Below are 24,243 nucleotides of genomic sequence, written 5' to 3' on the forward strand. Positions count from 1 at the left end.
AAAAAGCCCGCAGACAATCACTTGTCTGCGGGCTTCTGTGTTTCAGGCCTGTGGCTTACGCCCGGCGTTCATGCATCCGCGCCAATTGCCGCTCCAGCATCGACGGATAAGGCTCCATCAAACGCTCAACGCAGCAAGCGCCTTCAGGGCTGGCGATCGGGCGGATCCGCGCACGCTGGCGGATCAGCGCGTCGTCACCGATCTTGCGTTCAACCAGCAACAGGTTGCGGCTGTGTTGCGACAGGGCCAGAGCATCCTGCGCCGAATCGGTCAGCAGCAGATCGATCTGGCTCAAACCGAACAACTCATCGCCCAACGTCAGGCCCAACTGCAATTGCAGGGTGATGCCGCTGTCCGCGACTTCAATCTGCAACTGATGACCCAGCGCCCGCAGCAGCTCGCCGCAGCAGATTGCATTGGTGAGGTAATCGTCGCCGCTGTCTTCGGTGTGGAACAGCATCAGCGTGCTGCCGTCGTTGAGGGTTTCGATTTCGCCCTGATACAGCGAAGCGGCCTGATCGAGGCAGTCGCGATAACGCTCCAGCAGCTCTTCCAGGCGTGCGCGCGGCAGGCGTCGCAATTGCTCTTGCGAACCCAGTTGCACAGCGAGCACGGCGCTGTGTTGCGGCACGCTCGGGGTGGCTTTGCGCAGAGTCGGGTGCGGGGCCTGATCGAGCGATTCGTCGCGCAGGTCGGCAAACGCGTCGTCGTCATCGTCGTCTTCAACGGTGCTGACTACATGACGAGGCGCCGGTTTTTGCGCGGCCATCGGACGGCTTTCATCGAAGCTCGGATCGCGCAGGTTGCGCACTTCGAACTCAGGCTCGTCGTCCTCTTCTTCGAACTCGGGTTCCGGCTCAGGTATTGGCGCAGGCTCCGGCGCAAAGTCGGCGTGCAACTGACGGGCAAGATCGCCGATCTCGTCCTGACGGTCGGTGCCCGGCGTGTGTTCGTCGATGCGGCGCAGCCAGACGCGCAATTGCAGCAGCGGTGTCGTCAGGTAGCGGCCCATGCGCAGGCTCAAGGCCAGCGACAGTGCCAACAGAATCGCACTGAGGATGCCCATGCTTTGCAGGCTGATGGTCATCGGCTGCTGGAACTGATCCATGTCCAGGCTGATGCGCAGTTGCCCGGCGGTCACGTCCTGGAAAGTGATCTTGCTCTCGTACATGCCTTCGGCTTCGCCCAGCAGGCTGTGCTTGGGCCGCTGACCGGATTCGGCGAGGATGCGGTTATCCACGCTATAGATTGCCGCGTGGGCCACCAGTTTGTTTTTGGTCAGGTTGTTGAGCAGCACGTTGAGGCTGAGGATGTCGTTGGACACCAACAGCTCCGTGGCGGAGGTGGCGGTCTGCGTGGTCAGGCTTTCGCCCAGCGCATCGGCCTGCTCGTGCATGGCCTGCTTGAATTGCAAACCCATCACGCCGGCATAAATCACCAGGGCCAGAGCGACCAGGATCACGTTATGGCTGGCAATGCGCAATGCAATCGGTACACGGCGGTGGCGCAGTGCACGGAAGATCAGCAGGAAGAAGTTATCGGTTTTAACTGGCGTGGGCCGGTTCACTGAGCTCGGCTCTTTTGTCCGTGAAGTTGACGCGCAGTATAGCGACAGGCCCTAGACCGGCAAAGCGCTCGCGGTGCCCGATGGTCACTGAAAGTGGGTAGAATGCGGTTTTTTTCCAGTTGCGGGGGTGCGCGTTGCGCGAAATCGTCCTGATTAACATCACGGGAGTCGACCGTCCGGGTCTGACGGCAGCCATAACCGGTGTTCTGGCACAGGGTGGTGTGAACATTCTCGACATCGGTCAGGCGGTGATCCACGACACGCTGTCGTTCGGCATCCTCGTGGAAATTCCCGATTCCGAGCAGGGCAAGTCTGTGCTCAAGGACATCTTGTTCAAGGGCTACGAGCTCGACCAGCAGGTGCGCTTCACCCCGGTGTCCGAAGAGGATTACCAGCAATGGGTGGGCAATCAGGGCAAAAAGCGCCACATCGTCACCCTGTTGACCCGCAAAGTGACCGCCGGCCAATTGCAGGCCGTAAGCTCGATCACCGCCAAATACGGTTTGAATATCGACCATATCGACCGTCTGTCGGGTCGCATGCCGCTGGACACTCCAGCCGACAAGGGCAAGGGCTGTATCGAGTTCTCCGTGCGTGGCGAAGCGGCTGATCCGCAGGCCTTGCGCGCCGAATTCCTCAGCGTCGCCCAAGAGCTGAATGTCGACATCGCCTTCCAGGAAGATTCGCTGTTCCGCCGCAACCGGCGTCTGGCGGTGTTCGACATGGACTCGACGCTGATCGAAGCGGAAGTCATCGACGAACTGGCCAAGGCTGCCGGCGTGGGTGAGCAAGTGTCGGAAATCACTGAGCGGGCGATGGCTGGCGAACTGGATTTCCGTGCCAGTTTCAAAGAGCGTCTGGCCTTGCTCAAAGGTCTGGATGTCAGCGTGCTGGACTCTATCGGCGCATCGTTGCGCCTGACCGAGGGCGCCGAAACGCTGTTCGCCGAGCTCAAGCGTCTGGGCTACAAGACCGCGATTCTGTCCGGCGGCTTCACCTATTTCGCCAAGCAATTGCAGGCCAAGCTTGGCATCGACTACGTGTTCGCCAACGAACTGGAAGTGGTGGATGGCAAGTGCACGGGCGTGGCGATCGAGCCGATTGTCGATGCGCAGCGTAAGGCTGATCTGTTGAAAGAACTGGCGCACAAGGAAGGTTTGCGTCTGGAGCAGACCATTGCCGTGGGCGATGGCGCGAACGATCTGCCGATGCTGGCGATTGCCGGGTTGGGCGTGGCATTCCGCGCCAAGCCGTTGGTCAAGCAGTCGGCGAAGCAGGCGATCTCGACGTTGGGTCTGGATGGTGTGCTGTATCTGCTGGGCTTTCGCGATCGTGATGGGCAGTTGTAAATAAAGAGCAAAAGATCGCAGCCTTCGGCAGCTCCTACATAGGTTTCCTGTAGGAGCTGCCGCAGGCTGCGATCTTTTGCTTTAGAGTGATTTCCACAACGAATCAAAATCCTCCTCGCTCGCGCCATTCTGCGCGGCCTCCAGCGAGCGATAAGCAAACTGATTGAAACTGTGCGTGCTCGCCACCCGCCGATCCAGGCCGGCGCGGTGTTCTTCGCCCTGGGTGTTGATCAGTACTTTATTGCCTTCCTGAAACGGCAATCGCGGCGCCAGCAAGGTTGCCGGTAAGTCGATCGCGCTGATTTCCGGCAGTAACAACCCGCGCAAATACTGGCTGTGATCGTCGCGCGAGCGCACCAACTGCAAGCCGCACGGCTGCGCATGCGGTGCCACCAACTCGATGCCCATGTGCGTGCCGCCACCGCGCACCTGACGAATCCAGCGAATCACCGCAATGCTCCAGCCCAGACTGACGCTGTCCTGAATGCCGAGCATTTCCCCGGCCTGCAATTCGGCGGGCACCTCTTTTGGCCACGCCAGGCAATAGCCGCCCGGGCTGTGATTGATCACGGGCAAGGCATAAGTCGGATAGTGCGGTGCAGCGTCGGCGCTGCTTTCGTCTTCGACGAGGTGGTCGTACTGGATTTCTTCGTAGGGCAGAAACTGCTCATTGTTTTGCGGTGCCGCGTCGAACGCCTGACTCCAGCTGTCCTTTTCACCCTTGGCCACGGCGTTGCTGAAATTCGCTGCGCGGGCGGCGGGATGTTTGAGCATGTCGCTGAAACTGCGCTCGCCGCCGAGGTGGAAGTGCAGGGCGCTCATGCCCACGCACACGGTCAGGCTGCCCTGGCCAACGGTGCGCTGGAAGCTGCGTTCGGCGGTCTGGCCCCACGCGGCATGCAGGTGTTGCAGAGTGTCGAAGCTGAGCCCGGTCGGGATCGGCAAGGGTGTCGACGTGTCCTGATGCAGCAAATGCGCTTCGAGGGTGCTCACCAGCGGCTGGGGATCGAAACCGAGCAATCCAGCCTTTTGTTCGCTGCGGAACATGTTGCGGTAACGCGGCCCGGCGTCGATTTGCGCGCTGATTGCAAACAAGCCATCGTCGGCGCGGCCGGGATGCAGTTTGAGCAGGGCGCTCCACGGTTCGAGCACTTCGGCGAGTCGGGCGATCTGGTTCTGCCGCAACTGATTGCAGCGTGCGCTACCCAGCAGCAGGGCGGCGATGTAGGTCTGTTCGAGGCTCAGTTCGGCGGTGAGGCTGGCCAGCGCATCCGGCACGCGCCGCTGTTGCAGCTGTAATTCACAGGCGCAGCGATACAACTGATGCAGCTCGAACCACAGCTGTTCCGGCGCCGGGCTGTACAGTTGCGTCGCGCGCACCAGTTGCCCTTTCAGCGCATGAGCCGCCCGTTGCAGTGCCGTGCTGACCAGCGTCACGCGATCTTTGCTGTACTTGGGCGCGATGCGCAGGACGATCTGTTTGTAACCCGTCGCCAGATGACTTTGCAGCGCCTGGCAGAGGTTGCTGATCTTGCGCGAACGTTCGTCGAGCATGATCGCCTGATGCAGGAAATGCCGCTCCAGATGCTGGCAGACGTAATACACCTCGGGACGCAGCAGCTCGAGCAGTTGCAGGCGATTGTCGCTGGGGGTGAGCAACTGGTTGAGTTCGCCCAGGCCTTGATACAACTGGCGGGCGGTTTCGCCGATATTGGCCTTGGGCAGGCCGGCGATCCAGCGCTTGAGGTCGCGCGGGGTGGCTTCGCAAAACGACAGGCGCGGCTGACTCGGGGTCGGCGCACGTAGCTGTGGGGAGGATATGGTTTGGCTCATGCCAAAAACCATAGCAGCAAATAAGCGAGCGGGTGTTCTGCCTCAACGCTTCGTCATTGATGATGCACACATAACAACGTGTAGGAGCTGCCGCAGGCTGCGATCTTTTGATCTTGATCGTTCCCACGCTCTGCGTGGGAACGCAGCCGTGGACGCTCCGCGTCCAAAGATCAAAAGATCGCAGCCTTCGGCAGCTCCTACAGAGGTATCGAACGTCAGGGGAATCCATGACGGTCGATGCGTACTCAGGCGTTTGGCAGTGCCAGGCCTTGGCCCATCTGCACCGGCGAGCCGGCTGCCAGTTCTTCAGCCCACTTCACTTGATCCGGCCCGAACAGCACGATCGCGGTAGAACCCAGCTTGAAGCGACCCAGTTCGGCACCTTTTTCCAGATGGATCGGCGCACGCGCAGCTTCGTCGTAGCGGAAGGTTTTCAGCTCGCGCTTCGGCGGCGTGACCAGACCGGCCCACACGGTTTCGATCGAAGCGACGATCATCGCGCCCACCAGCACCACGGCCATCGGCCCGCGCTCGGTGTCGAAAATGCACGCCACACGCTCGTTGCGAGCGAACAGCTCCGGCACGTTTTCGGCGGTGGTCTGGTTGACCGAGAAGATGCGGCCCGGGATGTAGACCATTTCGCGCAGTGTGCCGGCCAGCGGCATGTGCACGCGGTGGTAGTCCTTTGGCGACAGGTAAATGGTGGCGAAGTCGCCGCCCATGAACGGTGCCGCGTTGGCCGCATCACCGCCGAGCAGTTCCAGCACGCTGAAGCTGTGGCCCTTGGCCTGGAACACGCGACCGTGTTCGATCGGGCCGAGCTGGCTGACCGCACCGTCGGCGGGGCTGAGGATCGCGCCCGGGGTTTCGTCCAGTGGACGCGCGCCGTCTTTCAGGGCACGGGTGAAGAAGGCGTTGAAGTGCTCGTAAGCGGTCAGGTCCTCGACCAGCGCTTGCGACATGTCCACCTGATAACGCTTGGCGAACCACTGGGTGAACGCATTCTTGAACCAGCGCACGCGGCACTCGGCAACGCAGCCGGCCAGGCGCGACAGCAGGTGATGAGGCAGCAGGTACTGGCTGAGGATAAACAGACGCTCTTTCATTAGTTGTCCTTAAAAACCTTAAATCTCGACTGGCGTGTCAGGGTGGTTGCCCCATTCGCCCCAGGAACCGGCGTAGCCCTTGACCCGCGGATAACCGAGGGATTTGGCCACCAGATAAGTGAAGCCCGACCGGTGATGGGTCTGGCAGTGGGTAATGATTTCTTTGTCCTTGGTGATCCCGAGGTCTTCGAGGATCTGCGGCATGTCGCTGCGAATGCGCAACTGACGCGCCTTGTCCATGCCCGCCGTCCATTCGAAGTTGACCGCGCCGGGGATGTGTCCGGCCTTGGCGGCCAGCACTTTCTCGCCGGAGTATTCCAGCGGCCCGCGCGCGTCCCAGATCGCCAGATCGGCGGCGCCGAGACGGCTTTGCAGGTATTCACGGGTCGCGGTCGGCTCTTCGTTCAGGGTCAACGGCAGTGGGCCGCCGGCTGCCGGTGGAATCTGAATCGACATCGGCATGCCATCCGCCAGCCATGCCGGCAGACCACCGTCTATATAGTGGTACTTGTCGTGACCGATCACGTCGAGCAGCCAGATGAAGCGTCCGGCCCAGCCGCCGCCCTCATCGTCGTAAACCACGTAGACCGCGTCCTTGCGATGGCCCAGCTCACCGAACAACGCTTCCAGATCGGCTTTGGCCGGCAGCAGCCCCGGCGCCGGCGGCTGGCCGAGCTGGGTGCGCTTGGGGTCGACAAAGCGCGCGCCGGGGAGATGTCCCTCGCTGTAGCGCGCGGCACTGGTCAGATCCACCAGAATCAGCTCTTCAGACTCAAGCCGAGGCAGCAGGTCGCTCGGTTCGATGACGAGCGGCAAGCCAGAGAAGTCAGACATGCGAGGTCTCCAGAGCACAAAGGGGGGAATTGTAGCGCAGCCTCATCGGCCGCGGCTGCTAAAGCTGTGCAGGGCTTTTTCGATGCACTGCGCGGTTTTGCCAAAGGCTTGCACGGTGATGTCGGCGAACGGCCCGCCGCCCTGATCGGCGACCACAATCATGATCACCCGGCCATTGTTGACCAGTGAACGCAGAAACAAGTGCTCGCCACGAAACAGTGTGCGCAGGCCCGGCGGCAGCAGGGCGGAGAACTGCGCGTTGTTCTCCGGGGTTATCCGCACCTGCGCCTGTTGCGCCAGCAGCCGTTGCAGGACGCTGCTCTGGCTGACGACAAAATTCAGCGCCGCCGCTTCTTTCGGCAGGCCAGCGGTTTGATTCACGCGCAGATTGGACTGCGTGCGGTCAGCCATCAGGATCATCACTCGACGCATGCCGCTGGCAATCAGCGCATCGCGGGCGGCGACGGTCAGGCTCATGGCATTGGTGAAGCGGCTCGGTTCGGCGAGCAGTTCGGCGCATTGGCGGCGCCATTGGCCGAGGTCTTCAGCGCTCGGCGCCGCTGCGGGCAACATGCCTGCCGGCAAACGGTGCGTGCCCCACGGCCACAGCAGCGAAACCGCCGGGTGCCAGAGATCCGGCATCGCATGCTGACGCGCACTGTTGGCCGCCTGCTGGTGCAGTTGTTGCTGCACGTCATCCATCGAGATTTGCAGATAAAGGCTGGTCAGGTACTGCCAGCGTTCACTGTGCGGACTGTCCCAGGCCTGTTGCGCCGAGAGCGCCAGACCGTTGGCCAGCAGCACAGTGTTGGCCGGCTGGTTGAGCCAGCGGCGCAAGGTCGGATCGTCATCCAGGCGATTCTGCTGGCGCAGCGGATGTTCGCTGTCGCGGGCGATGCGCAGCACTTTCACCAATTCACGCTGTTCGCTGAGCAGCAATTTATAGCCTTGTTGCACCCAGATCGGTAGATGCCAGACCGCAACCAGCGCTTCAGCGATCCGCAGCAGGCGCACGCCGAATAATTGCTTCTCGACCACGCGTGCCGATTCACCCTTGTGGATAACCCGCAGCTCCCACTCTTCGAGCAACTGTGGATAAGTGAGCGCCAGTGGCCACAGCGGCGACAGAAACAGCAGGCTGCCCCAATGAATGTCCTGCCACAGCCGCGCCAGGCGACTGGCGAAAAAACCGTTGGCCTGTTGCGTCGCGTGCTGGCTGATCATCTGTAACTGGCGCAGAGCCTTGGGGATCTGCATTTGCGGTTCGGCGGGCAGGCGCGCGAGCAATTCTTCGGTGCGGGCGAGGCCCAGGCGATTGATCGCCACCTCAAGATTTTCCGCTGGCGTGGCCATGGTGCCGTGGGTGTGACGATTGGCCTCACGGATGATGCTCAAGGCCAGCGCCGGGCTGTCTTGCATCAGGTCGGCAATGTCGCGCAGCGAGCTGCGATTGTCGCGGATCGCCCGGCAGACTTTATCGTGAGCCTCTTGCGGCACGGGCAGGCGGACGCTGTCGAGCAGTTTGACCCAGCCTTCGAGGGTGGTTGGTTTTACGTGTGGGACGTTCGTTTCATTAGCCATGTCTGGACGGGATCTTCACTGACTGTAGACGCGCCCGGCATGGGCTAAATTGGCTTTTCGCCTGAACTGGCTATAGTCTGGCGCAGTTTTGCCGATAAGTAGAAGAAGAGATTTTTTAACTTCCGAATATGACCTTGAACCCGACTCAGTAAGTACTTTCCTACCTATGGCTAAAATTATCGGCATCATCGTCGTATTCGCGAGCGTGCTCGGCGGATACGTGCTTTCCCACGGCAAGATTGCCGCCCTGATCCAGCCTTTCGAGGTGATGATCATCGGTGGTGCTGCACTCGGTGCATTCCTGCAGGCCAACCCCGGCTACATGACGATGCACGTGCTCAAGAAATCCCTGAGCATGTTCAGTTCGCGCTTTAGCCACACTTTCTATCTGGAAGTGCTCGGCCTGATCTACGAGATCCTCAACAAGAGCCGCCGCGAAGGCATGATGGCCATTGAAGGCGACATCGAAGATGCCGCCGCGAGCCCGATCTTCGCCAAGTACCCGGCCGTGCTCAAAGACGAACGCATGACCGCGTTCATCTGTGATTACCTGCGCATCATGTCGTCCGGCAACATGGCCCCGCACGAGCTGGAAGGCTTGTTCGACATGGAACTGTACAGCCTCAAAGAAGACCTCGAACACCCGTCCCACGCGGTAAACGGCATTGCCGACGCCATGCCCGGTTTCGGTATCGTCGCGGCGGTACTCGGTATCGTGGTGACCATGGCCTCGCTGGGTGAAGGCGACCAGAAGTCCATCGGCCTGCACGTGGGTGCGGCACTGGTGGGTACCTTCTTCGGTATTCTCGCGGCGTACGGTTTCTTCGGCCCGCTGGCGCACTCCCTGGCCCACGATGCCAAGGAAGAGCTGAACGTCTACGAAGCCATCAAGGCCTCGCTGGTGGCTTCGGCTTCCGGCATGCCGCCGTCGCTGGCGGTCGAGTTCGGTCGCAAGGTGCTGTACCCGGCCCACCGTCCAAGCTTTGCCGAGCTGGAACAAGCCGTTCGCGGTCGCTAAGCCATGGAAAATAATCAGCCGATTATCATCAAGCGCGTCAAGCGCATAGCCGGCGGGCATCACGGCGGAGCGTGGAAAATCGCCTTCGCCGACTTCGCCACGGCGATGATGGCGTTCTTCCTGGTGCTGTGGCTGCTGTCCACCGCGACGCCTGAGCAGAAGATCGCCATCGCCGGTTACTTCAAGGACCCGGTCGGCTTCTCCGAAAGCGGCACGCCGTACATTATCGATCTGGGCGGCACGCCGACGCTGGCGCCGGAAAACACCCTCAACCCTGAGGTGAAGTCCCAGCCGCAACCGGACAAGGTCACGGTCGACGCCGAGCAAGTCGAAGGCATGGCCGAAATGGTCGAGAAAGAGCGCCTCGAACTGCTCCTGCAAGAACTGCAGAACAAGGTCGACGAAAACCCGCAGCTGCAGAAATTCAAGGATCAGATCCTCTTCGAGATCACGCCGAACGGCTTGCGCATCCAGATCATGGACGCCGAGAACCGGCCGATGTTCGATTCCGGTTCTGCACGCCTGAAGCCGTACTTCGAAGACATTTTGCTGGCCATGGCCGACACCATCAAAGCGGTGCCGAACAAGATCAGCATCAGCGGTCACACCGACGCCAAGCCGTACATCGGCACCGGCGATTTCGGTAACTGGGAACTGTCGGCCAACCGTGCCAACGCCGCTCGTCGTGCGTTAGTCGCTGGTAGCTATCCGGATGCGCAAGTGGCGCGGGTGGTCGGTTATGCCTCGTCGGCGTTGTTCGACCGGGAAAACCCGTTCAACCCGGTCAATCGCCGTATCGACATCGTTGTTTTGACCAAAAAGGCTCAAGCCGCGATCGAAGGTGCGCAAGGTGCCGATCCAGCGAAACCGGCAGATCAAGGTCAAAACGGCGCTGCTCCGGCAACGCCGGTTGATCCAAATGCGCTGCCGGCGGATCAGCAACCGGTGCCTGCGCATGAGTTGCGCGAGCGGTTGAACCTGTTTGATGACGCCGCGCCGAAACCGGCGGAACCGGGGAGTGCGGCGCCAGCGCCGGCCACTCCGCCAGCCACTGCCCCGGCCCCCGCGCCGAAGCAGTGACGCACAAAAAAGCCGACAGCGATGTCGGCTTTTTTGTGGCTGGAATTTCACCTCGCCGATCAATTGCGTAACGTTACGAAATTGATCGGGAGCCAGACAAGTGAGGTCTTAGAACCCCCGCCGAATCCTGCTCTTCAACTGATCATGAAACTGCTCGGCATTCCTCTTGTAAGTCCCCTTCATCGACTCACTCATCGAATCCAGCATCACCGACCGCTTGTTCGTCACTTCCTCGCGATAAGCATCGATAAAGAAATCCAGATCTCTGTCCGTACTCAACTTCGGCCATTTATCCAGATACAACGGCAACTGCGCCGGCCCGGTCTTGAACGAGCAGATCCGTCGGTTGCTGATCGTCGCCTCACCAATCTCGAACGGCACCCACCACGACAAAGCGGTCCTCTCCGACACCACCGCGAGCAAGTGCGTGCATTCGGTGATGTTGCGGGTGATGACGCCGGTGATGTCGTCGGTGGTCTGCGATTCCGGGTCGAGCACATCCAGGTAGGTCTTGATGTTCGCCTGTTTCAGGCGACTGTTGATCGCCATGGCCTGCATACGATCCATGTGGCGGTAGCTGATGAAGACAGGCATCAAAAGTGTCCTTTAATCGCGAGTTCGCGGTAGTAGGCGCCGAGCGCGGTGAGGCGGCAGCCGGTGGAGTGGAGGGCGGCGTAGTACATGTGCTCGGCGTCGACCGGTTCGATCAGGCTGTGGCGATTGCACTTTTGCAGCTGGGCGAAGACCTCGCCGTGCTCGGGGTTGAACGTCGCTTCGGTCGGCTCGTAGCTGGGGTCGAGTGGATAGGTCGATTCGGCTTCGGCAAACCACTCGGGCAGTTTGCGCAGGATCTCTTTGGGGATCAGCGGCGAGACTTCGCGCAGGGAAATGAACTGCGACACGTTGGTCTTGAATACCGGGCGTTGTTCCCACGCGTCGAGGGCGTTGTCGACGAAGGAATAGAGGCTGCCGGGGGTGATCTTGCCGAGGATATTCGCCGCGCCACCGTGCAGAGCCTGCAGCAGTAAACCGGTAAACACGCCGTGTTGCGCACCTTCCATGGCCGGCTCTTCCTTTTTGCACGCGGTGAGAATGGTCATGCCTTCGCCGACCACACTGCTTTCGCTGCGCAAGGCGCGCACCTCGCCGGCGGCGCCGCTTTGGCAGCAATCGAGGATGATCACTTTGTTCTTGATGCGCGTGGCTTTGCTCGCCCAGTTGAGGATGTCGCTGATGCGGATGCCGTCCTTGGCGTTGCGATAATCCTGGGGCAGCAGCATGCCCTCATCATTGTCGGTGTCGAAGCCGCCATGCCCGGCGAAGTACAGCAGCGCGACGTTGCAGTCACCGGAAAACAGCTCGCGGATCTGGTCTTCGAGCATCTCCCGGCCCAGGTAATCCTCCGCCGAGGTCAGCACGACGTTTTTGAAATTGGGGTCGCCGTCGGCGTCGGTTTTCAGCACCGAGGCCATGGCCATGGCGTCATTGCTGCAACCGCTCAGGCGCGAAATATGGGTGTAGTCGTTGATGCCGATAAACAGTCCCTTGCGCATGATCAGGCCGCCGTGTGCAGACGGATCGCGCCGACGATGCTGTTAGTGTTCCACGCGCATTCGGCGTGTGCGGCGTTACGCACCACCGTGGAAATACGCTCGGCGCCGAACGGTTTCACCGCGATGATCACCTTGCCCATGCGCTTGGCGATCTCGATTTCCTTGTTGATCCACTTGCTGTAGGTCGAATACATGCCGGCCATGATCAGAACGGCGGAGCAGGGGCGAATCTTGTTTTCGATGGCTTCTTCGAGCTGCTGGTCGGTCTGTGCGCCCATGATCGGGTTGTGCGTCGGCACCGAGAAATTCTTGTAGGTGAAGTCGGGGTGGGCACTGAGCAGGCGCACCAGATTGTCGTGGGCGTGGGAGTAGTTCCACGAGTGGCTGATGAACAAATGGTAGGTTTGCATGGGGGTTCCTCTGGGGCGCGAACGTGCGACGAGGAACTCAATGTAGGCCCATGAAATGAGCCTACAAGGCTTGGGCGGAGAAAGAGAAATGTCCTGCAAACAGGCGTGCAGAAGTCCTACAGAAAAACCTGATGTTTAAAAGCGGTAGGGAGGTGTCAGGTGAAAACCGACATCCGGCAGCCCTTGGGCAAAGGGCTGCCGGTACGACTGTTTAATAGCCGTTTTCAGGCAAGCTGGCGATGATCGAGCGGTAGCTGTTCATGCGTTGTTGCTGCACGCGGCCATCTTCCAGCGCCTTGAGCAGCGCACAGCCCGGTTCACGGTCGTGTTTGCAGTCGCGGAAACGGCAAGTGCCGAGCAAATCATTGAACTCGATAAAACCGGCTTCAACGTCGGCGCGGCTGACGTGGCCGAGGCCGAATTCGCGAATACCCGGGGAGTCGATCAGTTCGCCGCCGCCTGGGAAGTGGAACAACCGCGCGGTAGTCGTCGTGTGCGTACCCTGACCGGACAGCTCGGACAACGGCCCGACACGGGTTTCCACTTCAGGCAGCAAGCTGTTGACCAGCGACGACTTGCCGACACCGGACTGACCGACGAACACGCTGATGCGCCCGTCGAGCTGCTTTTGCAGTTGTTCCATGCCGTCACCGTGGTGCGCCGACACTTCCAGCACCGGATAACCGAGCGTGCGGTACACCGCCAGCAGCGCGTTGAGCGCCGGTGCGTTCTGCTCGTCGATCAGGTCGAACTTGTTCAGCAGCAACAACGGGCGGATGCCTGCGTGTTCGGCGGCTACGAGATAACGGTCGATCAGGTTGGCATGCGGCTCGGGCAGCGGCGCGAAGACGATGACGATCATGTCGACGTTGGCGGCGACCGGCTTCAACTGGCCACGGCTGTCCGGACGGCACAGCTCGGTGGTACGCGGCAATTGCGCGACGATCACACCGATGCCCTGATTGCCGGCGCGCCAGACGACGGTGTCGCCGGTCACCAGCGCCGGCAGGTTGGCGCGCAAGTGACAGCGGAAAACCTGGCCAGCCTGTTCGCCGTCAATGGCCTCGACCTCGACCTGCACACCGAAGTGAGCGATCACCAGACCGGTTTGTTCCGGGCCCAGGTCGCCGCCCTCAAGGGCTTCGACAGCCGAGGACTCGCGTTTGGCGGCGCGTGCGGCGCGTTCGCCCTGAATCTTTTCGATGCGCCAGTTTTGACGACGATTGAGTTGGCGTTTGGCCATGGGTGTTCCGTCTGAAGAATGCAGCGATTAGGTAAAACGGCCGCGAGTTTAGCACGCCCGGCAAGCTGCCTAGGCTAAACTGCGCAGCATTGCCTAGGAGCCCCATTATGCAAAACCCGCAGAACCTGATCTGGATCGACCTGGAAATGACCGGTCTGGATCCGGACAACGACGTCATCATCGAAATGGCCACCATCGTCACCGACAGTGACCTCAACACCCTGGCCGAAGGCCCGGTGATCGCCATTCATCACAGCGATGAAGTGCTCGCCCGCATGGACGAGTGGAACACCCGCACCCACGGCAACTCCGGCCTGACCCAGCGCGTGCGCGACAGCCGCATCAGCATGGCCGAAGCCGAAGCCGAGACCATCGCCTTCCTCGAGAAATGGGTACCGAAAGGCAAGTCGCCGATCTGCGGCAACAGCATCTGCCAGGATCGCCGCTTCCTGTATACCCACATGAAAGGGCTGGAAAGCTACTTCCACTACCGCAACCTCGACGTCTCGACGCTCAAGGAACTGGCGGCACGCTGGGCACCGGACGTGCGCGACAGCTTCAAAAAGGGCAGCACGCATTTGGCGCTGGACGATATTCGCGAATCGATCGCCGAGCTACAGCACTACCGCAAGCACTTCATCAAATTCTGATGCGATCCCGGTAGGAGCTGCCGAAGGCTGCGATCTTTTGATCTTGATTTTCAGGTTCAAAACAAAGATCAAAAGATCGCAGCCTTCGGCAGCTCCTACAGGGTTTTGTGTTTGCTGTGGCGCCCTCTTTTGGTGCCGCGCCGAAATGGCTAGACTGCGCGCCTTCCTGCCTGGATCGCCACCATGTTGCTGATGCTCTATTTGATTGCCATCACCGCTGAAGCCATGACCGGCGCGCTGTCTGCCGGCCGTCGTGGCATGGACTGGTTTGGCGTGGTGCTGATCGCCTGCGTCACGGCGTTGGGCGGCGGTTCGGTGCGTGACGTGCTGCTCGGGCACTACCCGCTGACGTGGGTCAAACACCCGGAATACCTGGTGCTGACCTCGGTGGCGGCGATGTTCACCGTATTTACCGCGCGCTGGATGCGTCACCTGCGCTCACTGTTTCTGGTGCTCGACGCCGTCGGCCTGGTGGCCTTCACCCTGATCGGCTGCATGACCGCACTGGAAATGGGCCACGGCATGTTGGTCGCCTCGGTTAGCGGCGTGATCACCGGCGTCTTCGGCGGCATCCTGCGTGACATCTTCTGCAACGACATCCCGTTGATCTTCCGCCGAGAACTCTACGCCAGCGTCTCGTTCGCGGCGGCGTGGTGCTACATGCTTTGCCTGTATCTGAACGTGCCGGGCGAGCAGGCGATCCTCATTACTCTGTTCGGCGGCTTCCTGCTGCGCTTGCTGGCGATCCGCTTCCACTGGGAAATGCCCAAGTTCGTTTACAACGATCAACCGTAACGCGATATTCCATGTAGGAGCTGCCGAAGGCTGCGATCTTTTGACGTTCAAGATCAAAAGATCGCAGCCTGCGGCAGCTCCTACAGGGGATTATGCGATTCCGTGTTGTTTCAGAGCCCATTCGACGTGTTCTTGTACCAGCTCTGACGGATAGTCCCGCCGCGCCTTCAACGCTTCCAGCACCGGAATGCTCGACGGCGCATTACCGAGCCCTACCGCCAGATTGCGCAACCAGCGCTCATACCCGGCGCGGCGCAGCGGTGAGCCTTCGGTGCTGCTGAGGAATTTATCCTCGTCCCACATAAACAACTCAGCCAGTTCCGCGTTGTCGAGATTGTGCCGTGGCTTGAAGTCGCTTTCGCCGGAAGGTTTGGCGAAGCGGTTCCACGGGCAGACGATCTGGCAGTCGTCGCAGCCGAACACGCGGTTGCCGATCAGCGGGCGCAGGTCTTCAGGAATTGCGTTTTTCAGTTCGATGGTCAGGTACGAAATGCAGCGGCGCGCGTCCAGCACATACGGGCCGACGAACGCGTTGGTCGGGCAAATGTCGAGGCACGCGGTGCAGCGGCCGCAATGTTCAGTGCTGTGCGGCTCATCCACCGGTAACGGCAGATCGACGAACAATTCGCTGAGGAAGAAATAACTGCCAGCCTTGCGATTCAATACCAAGGTGTTTTTACCGATCCAGCCCAGTCCAGCCTGTTCGGCGATGGCTTTTTCCAGCACCGGCGCGCTGTCGACAAAGGCACGGAAACCGAACGGACCGATCTCGGATTGAATCTTGTCGGCCAATTGTTGAACGCGTTTACGGATCAATTTGTGGTAATCGCGGCCCAAGGCATAACGCGAGACGTAGGCTTTTTCCGGTTGGGCCAGGCGTTTGGCCATTTCGGTGTCGCCGGGCAGGTAGTCCATGCGCAGCGAAACCACGCGCAACGTGCCCGGAACCAGTTCTTCCGGGTGCGAACGTTTACTGCCGTGGGCGCCCATGTAGTCCATTTCGCCGTGGTAGCCGGCCTCGAGCCAGCGCGCGAGGTGTTGCTCGTGCTCGGCGAGATCCAGACCGCTGATGCCGACTTGCTGAAAGCCCAGCTCGCGGCCCCAATCCTTGATCGATTGGGCGAGGGCGGGCAGGTCTGTGGTGATGGCGGACATGAGGCGAGAGAAACCGGAGCTGAGATGCGTATAATTCTGCCAGACATCGGAGCCCGAAGACGCATGCCGCACACGAAAGATCAATTACCCGACGCGCTGTATGGCGCCGCACAGGTGCGCGAACTCGATGCACGGCTGATTGCCGCCGGTACACCGGGCTTCGAACTGATGCAGCGCGCTGCGCATGCGACCTGGCGAGCGCTGGTGCGGCAATGGCCGTCGGCGACTGAACTGACGGTGCTGGCCGGGCATGGCAACAATGCCGGTGACGGTTACCTGGTCGCGGCCATGGCCCGGCGAGCCGGGTGGAACGTGCACGTTTTGGCGGTCGGCGATCCGCAGCGCCTGCAGGGCGATGCTGCGCTGGCCCATGCCGAGGCGTTGGCGGAAGGTGTCGCGGTCCAGGGCTGGCAGGCTCAGAGCGAACTGCGCGGGATCATTCTCGATGCATTGCTCGGCACGGGTCTGAGCGGGGATGTGCGCGAGCCTTACGTGTCGGCGATCAAGGCCATCAACGCCAGTGGCCTGCCGGTGACGGCCGTCGATATTCCTTCTGGATTGTGCGCCGACACCGGACACGTGCTCGGTGCCGCCGTGCAGGCTGATCTGACGGTAACCTTCATCGGCCTGAAACTCGGCTTGTTCAACGGGGACGCGGCGGATCACGTCGGCGAATTGCTGTTTAACGATTTGCAGGCCGGCGCCGACATCTATCGTGACATTCCGCTGATCGCCCAACGGCTCACCACGGCTAACCTTCCAAGGTTGGCACCGCGAGCACCGGCTGCGCACAAGGGCCGTTTCGGCCACGTGCTGTTGATCGGTGGCGATCACGGTTTTGGCGGGGCGATTTTACTCAGCACCGAAACGGCCCTGCGCAGCGGCGCGGGCATGGTTTCGCTGGCGACCCGTCCTGAACATGTCCCGGCAGCGTTGACGCGAGTGCCAGAAGCGATGGCGCTCGGGACTTCGTCGGCCAATCAGTTGATGGCTTTGCTGGAGAACGTCTCTGTGCTGGTGGTGGGGCCGGGGTTGGGGCAGGCCAGTTGGGGGCGTGCGTTGTTGTCGGCGGCAGCCAATGCGGCATTGCCGCAAGTGTGGGACGCCGACGCGCTCAACTTGCTTGCGAGTGGTTTCGTTGATCTGCCCAAGGACTGTGTGATCACCCCGCATCCGGGTGAGGCGGCGCGCTTGCTGGGAATCAGCACAGCGCAGGTGCAGGCGGATCGTCCGGCGGCGGCGCTGGCGCTGAGCAAAAAATACTCAGCGGTGGTCGTGCTCAAAGGCGCGGGCAGCCTGATTGCTCATCCCGATGGCCGTCTGGCGTTGTGTCACCAAGGCCATCCCGCCATGGCCACTGCGGGACTCGGTGATGTGTTGGCCGGTTTGACCGGTGCGCTGCTGGCGCAAGGCATGGACGGTTTTGATGCCGCTTGCCTGGCGGTCTGGCTGCACGCCAATGCGGGGATGCAACAAGGCAAATTGGGCCGTGGGCTGGCGGCCAGTGATCTGATTCCAGCCATTCGTCAGTTGTTGGAGGAGCATGCACCGTGTCTGAAGTAACCCTGTACCTGGCCGATGAACAAGCCATGAGCGACTTTGGCGCACGGATCGCCCGCGTGACCCAGGGTCATGGCCTGATCTTCCTTGAAGGCAACCTCGGAATGGGCAAAACCACGCTGTCGCGGGGCATCATTCGTGGGCTCGGTCATGTCGGCGCAGTAAAAAGTCCGACCTTCACCCTGGTTGAGCCCTACGAGATCGGCGACGTCCGCGCCTTCCACTTCGACCTGTATCGACTGGTCGATCCGGAAGAGCTGGAGTTTCTCGGCATCCGCGACTATTTCGAAGACGATGCCCTGTGCCTGATCGAGTGGCCCGATAAAGGTGCAGGCTTTTTGCCAAAGCCTGACCTGACCATTACCATTAGCCCGCAAGACAGCGGGCGTTCGCTGAAAATTTTATCCCAGGGCTCGCGTGGCGAGGCCTGGTGTGCCGCTTTGGCATTGGAATCCAATTAAATGATGGGGTTAGGTATGCGCTTTCGCGCGTTGGTGGCTGCCGTTGGACTGTTGTTGATGGCAGTAACCGTCAACGCTGTGGCCGATTCAAAGGTCAACAGCGTGCGCTTGTGGCGAGCGCCGGATAACACGCGACTGGTCTTCGACCTCAGCGGACCGGTGCAGCACAGCGTCTTCACCCTGACCGCGCCTGACCGGCTGGTGATCGACATCAATGGTGCCACCCTCGGTGCGCCATTGAATGTGCAGACTGCCAACACGCCGATCACCGCGATGCGTTCGGCTCAGCGCACGCCGACCGATCTGCGGGTGGTCATTGACCTGAAGAAAGCCGTCACCCCGAAAAGCTTCTCGCTGGCGCCGAATGGCCAATACGGCAACCGTCTGGTGGTCGATCTGTTCGATAACGCAGCCGATGCCGAACCTGCACCTGCGCCGACACCTTCGGTCGCAACCGTGCCAGCCGTGCCGGTGACCCCGACAGAACCAGCGATCAAGCTGCCGCCAGCCCCGGCCGGCAAGCGCGACATTATTGTGGTGATCGACGCCGGTCACGGTGGCGAAGACCCGGGTGCGTCCGGCTCGCGCGGTCAACGTGAGAAAGATGTGGTGTTGCAGATCGCTCGCGAATTGCAGCGTCAGGTCAACGGCATGAAAGGCTTCCGCGCCGAACTGACCCGTACTGGCGACTACTTCATCCCGTTGCGTGGCCGTACCGAAATCGCCCGCAAGAAGGGCGCTGACCTGTTCGTATCGATTCACGCCGACGCCGCGCCTTCGGCGGCCGCTTTTGGCGCATCGGTATTTGCCCTGTCTGATCGCGGCGCAACCTCGGAGACCGCGCGTTGGCTGGCCGACAGCGAAAACCGTTCCGACTTGATCGGTGGTGCCGGCAACGTCAGCCTCGACGACAAGGACCGCATGCTCGCGGGCGTGCTGCTCGATCTGTCGATGACCGCCTCGCTGACCTCCAGCCTCAACGTCGGCCAGAAAGTCCTGACCAACATCGGTCGCGTCACCCCGCTGCACAAACAGCGTGTGGAGCAGGCCGGGTTCATGGTGCTGAAGTCGCCGGACATTCCGTCGATCCTGGTCGAAACCGGCTTTATCTCCAACGCCAACGAAGCCAACAAGCTCTCGGCCTCGGGCCACCAGCAAGCGCTGGCGCGCTCGATCAGCAGCGGCGTGCGGCAGTTCTTCCAGCAGAATCCGCCACCGGGCACCTACATTGCCTGGCTGCGTGACTCCGGCAAGATCGCCCAAGGCCCGCGTGATCACCGCGTCGGCCCGGGTGAAACCCTGGCGATGATCGGTGTGCGCTATCAGGTGTCGCCGGCCACATTGCGCAGCGCGAACAACCTGAAAAGCGATGAGCTGAAAGTCGGCCAGCACCTGACCATTCCTGGCACCGAACTGGCGTCCAAAGAATGAACGAAGTGCTGAACGCTGCCGCGCGCATCGAACTGCTCAGTCCACGGCTGGCGAACCAGATTGCCGCCGGTGAGGTGGTTGAACGTCCGGCTTCGGTCATCAAGGAGTTGCTGGAAAACAGCCTCGACTCCGGCGCCAAGCGCATCGATGTCGACGTCGAGCAGGGCGGCGTCAAGCTGCTGCGCGTCCGTGATGACGGCAGCGGCATTTCCGCCGATGACTTGCCGCTGGCGCTGGCCCGTCACGCCACCAGCAAGATCCGCAACCTCGAAGACCTCGAACAAGTGATGAGCCTCGGTTTCCGGGGTGAGGCACTGGCGTCGATCAGCTCCGTGGCGCGGCTGACGCTGACCTCGCGTACCCGCGATGCCGAGCAAGCCTGGCAGGTCGAAACCGAAGGCCGTGACATGGCGCCGCGGGTGCAACCGGCCGCGCATCCGGTCGGTACTTCGGTGGAAGTCCGTGACCTGTTCTTCAACACTCCGGCGCGGCGCAAATTCCTCAAGACCGAAAAAACCGAATTCGATCACCTGCAAGAAGTGATCAAGCGTCTGGCGCTGGCGCGTTTTGACGTCGCGTTCCATCTGCGTCACAACGGCAAAACCATCCTCAGCCTGCACGAGGCCCACGATGATGCGGCCCGCGCCCGGCGTGTGGCGGCGATCTGTGGCTCGGGGTTCCTTGAGCAGGCGCTGCCCATCGAGATCGAGCGCAACGGCTTGCATCTGTGGGGCTGGGTCGGTTTGCCGACCTTCAACCGCAGCCAGGCGGATTTGCAGTATTTCTTTGTGAATGGCCGGGCAGTGCGCGACAAACTGGTCGCCCACGCCGTGCGCCAGGCCTATCGCGACGTGCTGTTCAATGGTCGCCACCCGACGTTTGCGTTGTTTTTCGAGGTCGATCCGGCAGCCGTCGACGTCAACGTGCACCCGACCAAACACGAAGTGCGCTTCCGTGACGGGCGCATGGTGCATGACTTTCTGTATGGCACGCTGCATCGCGCATTGGGCGATGTGCGTCCGGAAGATCAACTGGCCGGCTCAGTAACCACCGCCATCGTTCGTCCAAGCGGCCTCGATGCCGGGGAATTCGGCCCGCAAGGTGAAATGCGTCTGGCGGCCAATGCGCTGCTGGAGCAACCGCAGGCGCAACCGGCGTTCAATACCTCGTCCGGCGCCAGTGCCGGCGGCGCTTATCAGTATCAGTACACGCCGCGGCCGCAGTCAGGCATGCCGCCGGCTGCCGAAGCTCAGGCTGCTTATCGCGAATTTTTTGCGCCGTTGCCTGAGGCCAACGCCAACGCGCTGCCCGCCGGTCAGGAAGACATTCCACCGCTTGGTTACGCATTGGCGCAACTCAAGGGCATCTACATTCTGTCCGAGAACGCCCAAGGCCTGGTTTTGGTGGACATGCACGCCGCGCACGAGCGAATCATGTATGAACGCCTGAAAATCGCCATGGCCAGCGAAGGCTTGAGCGGTCAGCCCTTGTTGGTGCCGGAGTCGCTGGCCGTCAGTCAGCGCGAAGCCGATTGTGCTGAAGAGCACGCGGCATGGTTCCAGCGTCTGGGCTTTGAATTGCAGCGTCTGGGCCCGGAAACCCTGGCGATCCGTCAGATTCCGGCCTTGTTGAAGCAGGCTGAAGCCAACCGCCTCGTCGGTGACGTGCTGTCGGACTTGATGGAATACGGCACCAGCGACCGGATTCAGGCACACCTCAACGAATTGCTCGGCACCATGGCCTGCCACGGCGCGATCCGCGCCAACCGGCGCCTGGCCTTGCCGGAAATGAACGGCCTGCTGCGCGACATGGAAAACACAGAGCGCAGCGGTCAATGCAACCATGGCCGACCGACCTGGACCCAACTGGGCCTGGACGATCTGGACAAACTGTTCCTGCGCGGTCGTTGATGAATCAGCTCCCTCCAGCGATTTTTCTGATGGGCCCGACCGCTGCGGGCAAGACCGATCTGGCCATCGAGCTGACCAAGGTGCTGCCGTGCGAGCTGATCAGTGTCGATTCGGCGTTGGTCTATCGCGGCATGGACATCGGTACCGCCAAGCCTTCGAAAGAACTGCTGGCCGAATATCCGCACCGTTTGATCGACATCCTCGACCCGGCCGAAGCCTATTCGGCTGCGGATTTCCGTCGCGATGCCCTGCAAGCCATGGCTGAAATCACCGCACGCGGAAAAATTCCGCTGCTGGTCGGCGGCACGATGCTCTATTACAAGGCTTTGGTTGAAGGTCTGGCGGATATGCCAGCGGCCGATGCGGAGATCCGCGCGCAGATCGAAGAAGAAGCTGCACGCCTTGGCTGGCAAGCCTTGCATGATCAATTGGCGATCATCGACCCGGTGTCGGCGGCGCGGATTCACCCGAACGATCCGCAGCGCTTGAGTCGGGCGCTGGAAGTTTATCGGGTCAGCGGTCAGAGCATGACCGCCCTGCGTCAGAAACAATCTGCGCAAAGTACTGAAGCAGCCGCTTCGGGACTGCAACAATTGCCCTATACTGTCGCGAACTTGGCCATTGCCCCGGCAAATCGTCAGGTATTGCACGAGCGCATTAAACAAAGATTCACAAATATGTTGGAACAGGGATTCATCGACGAGGTCGTAGCCCTGCGTAAAAGAAGTGACCTGCATGCCGGGTTGCCGTCTATACGTGCAGTAGGTTACCGCCAAGTCTGGGATTACCTGGATGGCAAGCTGACGTTGGCCGAAATGCAAGAGCGCGGCATCATCGCCACGCGCCAATTGGCCAAACGCCAGTTCACCTGGCTGCGCAGCTGGGAAGATTTACACTGGCTGGACAGTCTTGATTGCGACAATCTGCCACGCGCCTTGAAATACCTTGGGACCATCTCCATATTGAGCTGAGTCCTTGCAATTGCCGTCTATCCTTGGGGGTGTGACGGCCAAAGCCATCTGAATTACCTATTTTTTATTATTGAATCCTTAAAGGAGTGCGGCACATGTCAAAAGGGCATTCGCTACAAGACCCTTACTTGAATACTTTACGTAAAGAGAAAGTTGGGGTTTCCATCTACCTGGTCAACGGTATCAAACTGCAAGGCACGATCGAGTCGTTCGACCAGTTCGTGATCCTGCTGAAAAACACCGTGAGCCAGATGGTTTACAAACACGCTATCTCGACAGTCGTGCCGGTTCGTCCAATTCGTCTGCCTAGCGCAACCGAATCCGAAGCAGGTGACGCTGAGCCAGGTAACGCCTGATAGGAGTCTCCTTTGTTCTTTGAGCGCCACGGTGGTGGTGAACGAGTGATCCTCGTTCACTTGGATGGACAGGACCCTGAGGCGCGCGAAGATCCGCAGGAGTTTCAGGAATTGGCTAATTCGGCGGGCGCCGAGACCGTTGCGTTTTTTAACGTGCCGCGTCATCGGCCAACCGCCAAATTCCTGATCGGCAGCGGCAAGGTCGAGGAGCTGCGCGACCTGGTCAAGGCTGAAGAAGCCGATCTGGTGATTTTCAATCACATCCTCACGCCCAGTCAGGAACGTAACCTCGAACGTGTTTTCGAGTGTCGCGTGATCGACCGTACCGGTCTGATTCTCGATATTTTCGCCCAACGCGCCCGTACCCATGAAGGCAAGCTCCAGGTCGAACTGGCCCAGCTTGACCACATGAGCACGCGCCTGGTTCGTGGCTGGACTCACCTTGAGCGTCAAGGTGGCGGTATCGGCATGCGCGGCCCGGGTGAAACCCAACTCGAAACCGACCGTCGTCTGCTGCGGGTGCGCCTGCGTCAGATCAAGGGCCGGCTGGAGAAAGTGCGCAGCCAGCGCGAGCAATCGCGTCGCGGCCGCTCCCGTGCGGACATTCCTACCGTGTCTCTGGTGGGCTACACCAACGCCGGCAAATCCACGCTCTTCAACAACGTGACGAAATCCGACGTGTACGCGGCCGACCAGTTGTTCGCCACGCTCGATCCGACCCTGCGCCGTCTGGAACTGGACGACCTGGGGCCGATTGTCCTGGCGGACACGGTGGGGTTCATTCGTCACTTGCCGCACAAGCTGGTCGAGGCATTTCGGTCTACGCTCGAAGAGTCGAGCAATTCCGACCTGCTGTTGCACGTGATCGATGCGGCCGAACCGGATCGCATGTTGCAGATCGAGCAGGTGATGCTGGTGCTGGGCGAGATCGGAGCCCAGGACTTGCCGATCCTCGAGGTCTATAACAAACTCGATTTGCTTGAAGGCGTTGAGCCACAAATCCAGCGCGACGAAAACGGCAAGCCCCAGCGGGTCTGGCTGTCGGCGCGTGATGGCAGTGGTCTGGAATTGCTTGAGCAAGCCATCGCCGAGTTACTTGGCAGTGATTTGTTTATCGGTACCTTGCGCTTGCCGCAACGATTCGCGCGACTGCGTGCGCAGTTTTTCGAACTCGGTGCGGTGCAGAAAGAAGAACACGACGAAGAAGGCATCAGTTTGCTGGCCGTTCGTTTGCCCCGTGTCGAGTTGAATCGACTGGTAAGCCGCGAAGGATTGCAGCCGATGGAATTCATCGAGCAACACACTTTGCAATAAAAGCCTGAAGAAGCGGTTGTGCCGTAACGGCAGGCATTCTGTAGCATTGGTCGGCGCGCCGTGGGT

At 60.7% G+C, this 24,243-nt stretch carries 22 protein-coding genes; 12 read left to right on the top strand and 10 right to left on the bottom strand.

All coding sequences use genetic code 11. The features are described from left to right. Positions 1–55 precede the first annotated feature (55 nt). The gene (locus tag ACQ4MY_RS09765) at positions 56–1,567 is read right to left on the bottom strand and encodes an AhpA/YtjB family protein (protein WP_440094898.1); all 1,512 of its coding nucleotides are present in this window, start codon (positions 1,565–1,567) and stop codon (positions 56–58) included. Positions 1,568–1,701: 134 nt separating this feature from the next. On the opposite strand from ACQ4MY_RS09765, the gene serB reads away from it, so the two are divergent. Beyond that, the gene (gene serB / locus ACQ4MY_RS09770; protein WP_008079219.1) at positions 1,702–2,916 is read left to right on the top strand and encodes a phosphoserine phosphatase SerB; all 1,215 of its coding nucleotides are present in this window, start codon (positions 1,702–1,704) and stop codon (positions 2,914–2,916) included. 81 nt (positions 2,917–2,997) lie between these two features. Here serB and ACQ4MY_RS09775 read toward each other — a convergent pair whose 3' ends face one another. From ACQ4MY_RS09775 to ACQ4MY_RS09790, 4 genes are all read right to left on the bottom strand, one after another. Beyond that, complete coding sequence (locus tag ACQ4MY_RS09775; protein WP_440094899.1) at positions 2,998–4,749, bottom strand: molecular chaperone; 1,752 nt, start codon at positions 4,747–4,749, stop codon at positions 2,998–3,000. Between the two features lie 245 nt (positions 4,750–4,994). Next, on the bottom strand, positions 4,995–5,855 hold the full coding sequence (asd, locus tag ACQ4MY_RS09780; RefSeq protein WP_440094900.1) for an archaetidylserine decarboxylase: 861 nt from the start codon (positions 5,853–5,855) through the stop codon (positions 4,995–4,997). An 18-nt stretch (positions 5,856–5,873) separates the two neighbouring features. Then, entirely contained in the window at positions 5,874–6,689 is an 816-nt protein-coding gene (gene rhdA, locus ACQ4MY_RS09785; RefSeq protein ID WP_440094901.1) for a thiosulfate sulfurtransferase, read from the bottom strand. Positions 6,690–6,731: 42 nt separating this feature from the next. After that, positions 6,732–8,270: an HDOD domain-containing protein gene (locus tag ACQ4MY_RS09790; RefSeq protein WP_440094902.1), complete on the bottom strand. Its 1,539-nt coding sequence runs from the start codon at positions 8,268–8,270 to the stop codon at positions 6,732–6,734. Between the two features lie 166 nt (positions 8,271–8,436). Here ACQ4MY_RS09790 and motA point away from each other — a divergent pair, with 166 nt between their 5' ends. Together motA and motB are read left to right on the top strand one after the other, a co-directional pair. Beyond that, complete coding sequence (gene motA, locus ACQ4MY_RS09795; RefSeq protein WP_007952169.1) at positions 8,437–9,288, top strand: flagellar motor stator protein MotA; 852 nt, start codon at positions 8,437–8,439, stop codon at positions 9,286–9,288. A gap of 3 nt (positions 9,289–9,291) precedes the next feature. Then, entirely contained in the window at positions 9,292–10,368 is a 1,077-nt protein-coding gene (motB, locus tag ACQ4MY_RS09800; RefSeq protein WP_008078349.1) for a flagellar motor protein MotB, read from the top strand. A gap of 108 nt (positions 10,369–10,476) precedes the next feature. On the opposite strand, the gene ACQ4MY_RS09805 is transcribed toward motB, so the two are convergent. The 4 genes from ACQ4MY_RS09805 to rsgA all read right to left on the bottom strand — a co-directional run bounded on the left by ACQ4MY_RS09805 (position 10,477) and on the right by rsgA (position 13,574). Further along, positions 10,477–10,962, bottom strand: a complete 486-nt coding sequence (locus ACQ4MY_RS09805; RefSeq protein WP_008078345.1) for a toll/interleukin-1 receptor domain-containing protein — start codon at positions 10,960–10,962, stop codon at positions 10,477–10,479. Then, complete coding sequence (locus ACQ4MY_RS09810) at positions 10,962–11,921, bottom strand: caspase family protein (RefSeq protein WP_008078344.1); 960 nt, start codon at positions 11,919–11,921, stop codon at positions 10,962–10,964. The genes ACQ4MY_RS09805 and ACQ4MY_RS09810 overlap by 1 nt, the downstream gene beginning before the upstream one ends. A gap of 2 nt (positions 11,922–11,923) precedes the next feature. Next, positions 11,924–12,331 carry a TIR domain-containing protein gene (locus ACQ4MY_RS09815; protein WP_440094903.1) on the bottom strand — a complete coding sequence of 136 codons (408 nt, stop codon included), beginning with the start codon at positions 12,329–12,331 and terminating at the stop codon, positions 11,924–11,926. Between the two features lie 211 nt (positions 12,332–12,542). After that, positions 12,543–13,574: a small ribosomal subunit biogenesis GTPase RsgA gene (gene rsgA / locus ACQ4MY_RS09820; protein ID WP_008078342.1), complete on the bottom strand. Its 1,032-nt coding sequence runs from the start codon at positions 13,572–13,574 to the stop codon at positions 12,543–12,545. A gap of 107 nt (positions 13,575–13,681) precedes the next feature. Here rsgA and orn point away from each other — a divergent pair, with 107 nt between their 5' ends. Then, positions 13,682–14,224 (top strand): oligoribonuclease, encoded by a 543-nt coding sequence (orn, locus tag ACQ4MY_RS09825; protein ID WP_122593819.1) that lies wholly within the window; start codon positions 13,682–13,684, stop codon positions 14,222–14,224. Between the two features lie 183 nt (positions 14,225–14,407). Continuing rightward, complete coding sequence (locus tag ACQ4MY_RS09830; protein ID WP_158833131.1) at positions 14,408–15,019, top strand: trimeric intracellular cation channel family protein; 612 nt, start codon at positions 14,408–14,410, stop codon at positions 15,017–15,019. Between the two features lie 90 nt (positions 15,020–15,109). Here the strand turns inward: ACQ4MY_RS09830 and queG are convergent, their stop codons facing one another. After that, positions 15,110–16,174, bottom strand: a complete 1,065-nt coding sequence (gene queG / locus ACQ4MY_RS09835) for a tRNA epoxyqueuosine(34) reductase QueG (RefSeq protein WP_440094904.1) — start codon at positions 16,172–16,174, stop codon at positions 15,110–15,112. A gap of 63 nt (positions 16,175–16,237) precedes the next feature. On the opposite strand from queG, the gene ACQ4MY_RS09840 reads away from it, so the two are divergent. The 7 genes from ACQ4MY_RS09840 (at position 16,238) to hflX (ending at position 24,177) form a co-directional block, all read left to right on the top strand. Continuing rightward, positions 16,238–17,737 (top strand): NAD(P)H-hydrate dehydratase, encoded by a 1,500-nt coding sequence (locus ACQ4MY_RS09840; protein WP_440094905.1) that lies wholly within the window; start codon positions 16,238–16,240, stop codon positions 17,735–17,737. Continuing rightward, positions 17,725–18,195, top strand: a complete 471-nt coding sequence (gene tsaE, locus ACQ4MY_RS09845; protein WP_007967425.1) for a tRNA (adenosine(37)-N6)-threonylcarbamoyltransferase complex ATPase subunit type 1 TsaE — start codon at positions 17,725–17,727, stop codon at positions 18,193–18,195. The genes ACQ4MY_RS09840 and tsaE overlap by 13 nt, the downstream gene beginning before the upstream one ends. A 3-nt stretch (positions 18,196–18,198) precedes the next feature. Further along, entirely contained in the window at positions 18,199–19,626 is a 1,428-nt protein-coding gene (locus ACQ4MY_RS09850; RefSeq protein WP_202949183.1) for an N-acetylmuramoyl-L-alanine amidase, read from the top strand. Between the two features lie 8 nt (positions 19,627–19,634). Beyond that, on the top strand, positions 19,635–21,536 hold the full coding sequence (gene mutL / locus ACQ4MY_RS09855) for a DNA mismatch repair endonuclease MutL (RefSeq protein WP_440095023.1): 1,902 nt from the start codon (positions 19,635–19,637) through the stop codon (positions 21,534–21,536). Beyond that, entirely contained in the window at positions 21,536–22,507 is a 972-nt protein-coding gene (gene miaA / locus ACQ4MY_RS09860; RefSeq protein ID WP_440094906.1) for a tRNA (adenosine(37)-N6)-dimethylallyltransferase MiaA, read from the top strand. Before mutL ends, miaA begins: the two co-directional genes overlap by 1 nt. Positions 22,508–22,602: 95 nt before the next feature. Next, complete coding sequence (gene hfq, locus ACQ4MY_RS09865) at positions 22,603–22,863, top strand: RNA chaperone Hfq (RefSeq protein WP_007902656.1); 261 nt, start codon at positions 22,603–22,605, stop codon at positions 22,861–22,863. 12 nt (positions 22,864–22,875) lie between these two features. After that, complete coding sequence (gene hflX / locus ACQ4MY_RS09870) at positions 22,876–24,177, top strand: ribosome rescue GTPase HflX (protein WP_008078331.1); 1,302 nt, start codon at positions 22,876–22,878, stop codon at positions 24,175–24,177. The last annotated feature ends 66 nt before the right edge of the window (positions 24,178–24,243 follow it).

The sequence above is a fragment of the Pseudomonas sp. SM4 genome (assembly GCF_051913165.1).
Lineage (GTDB): Bacteria > Pseudomonadota > Gammaproteobacteria > Pseudomonadales > Pseudomonadaceae > Aquipseudomonas.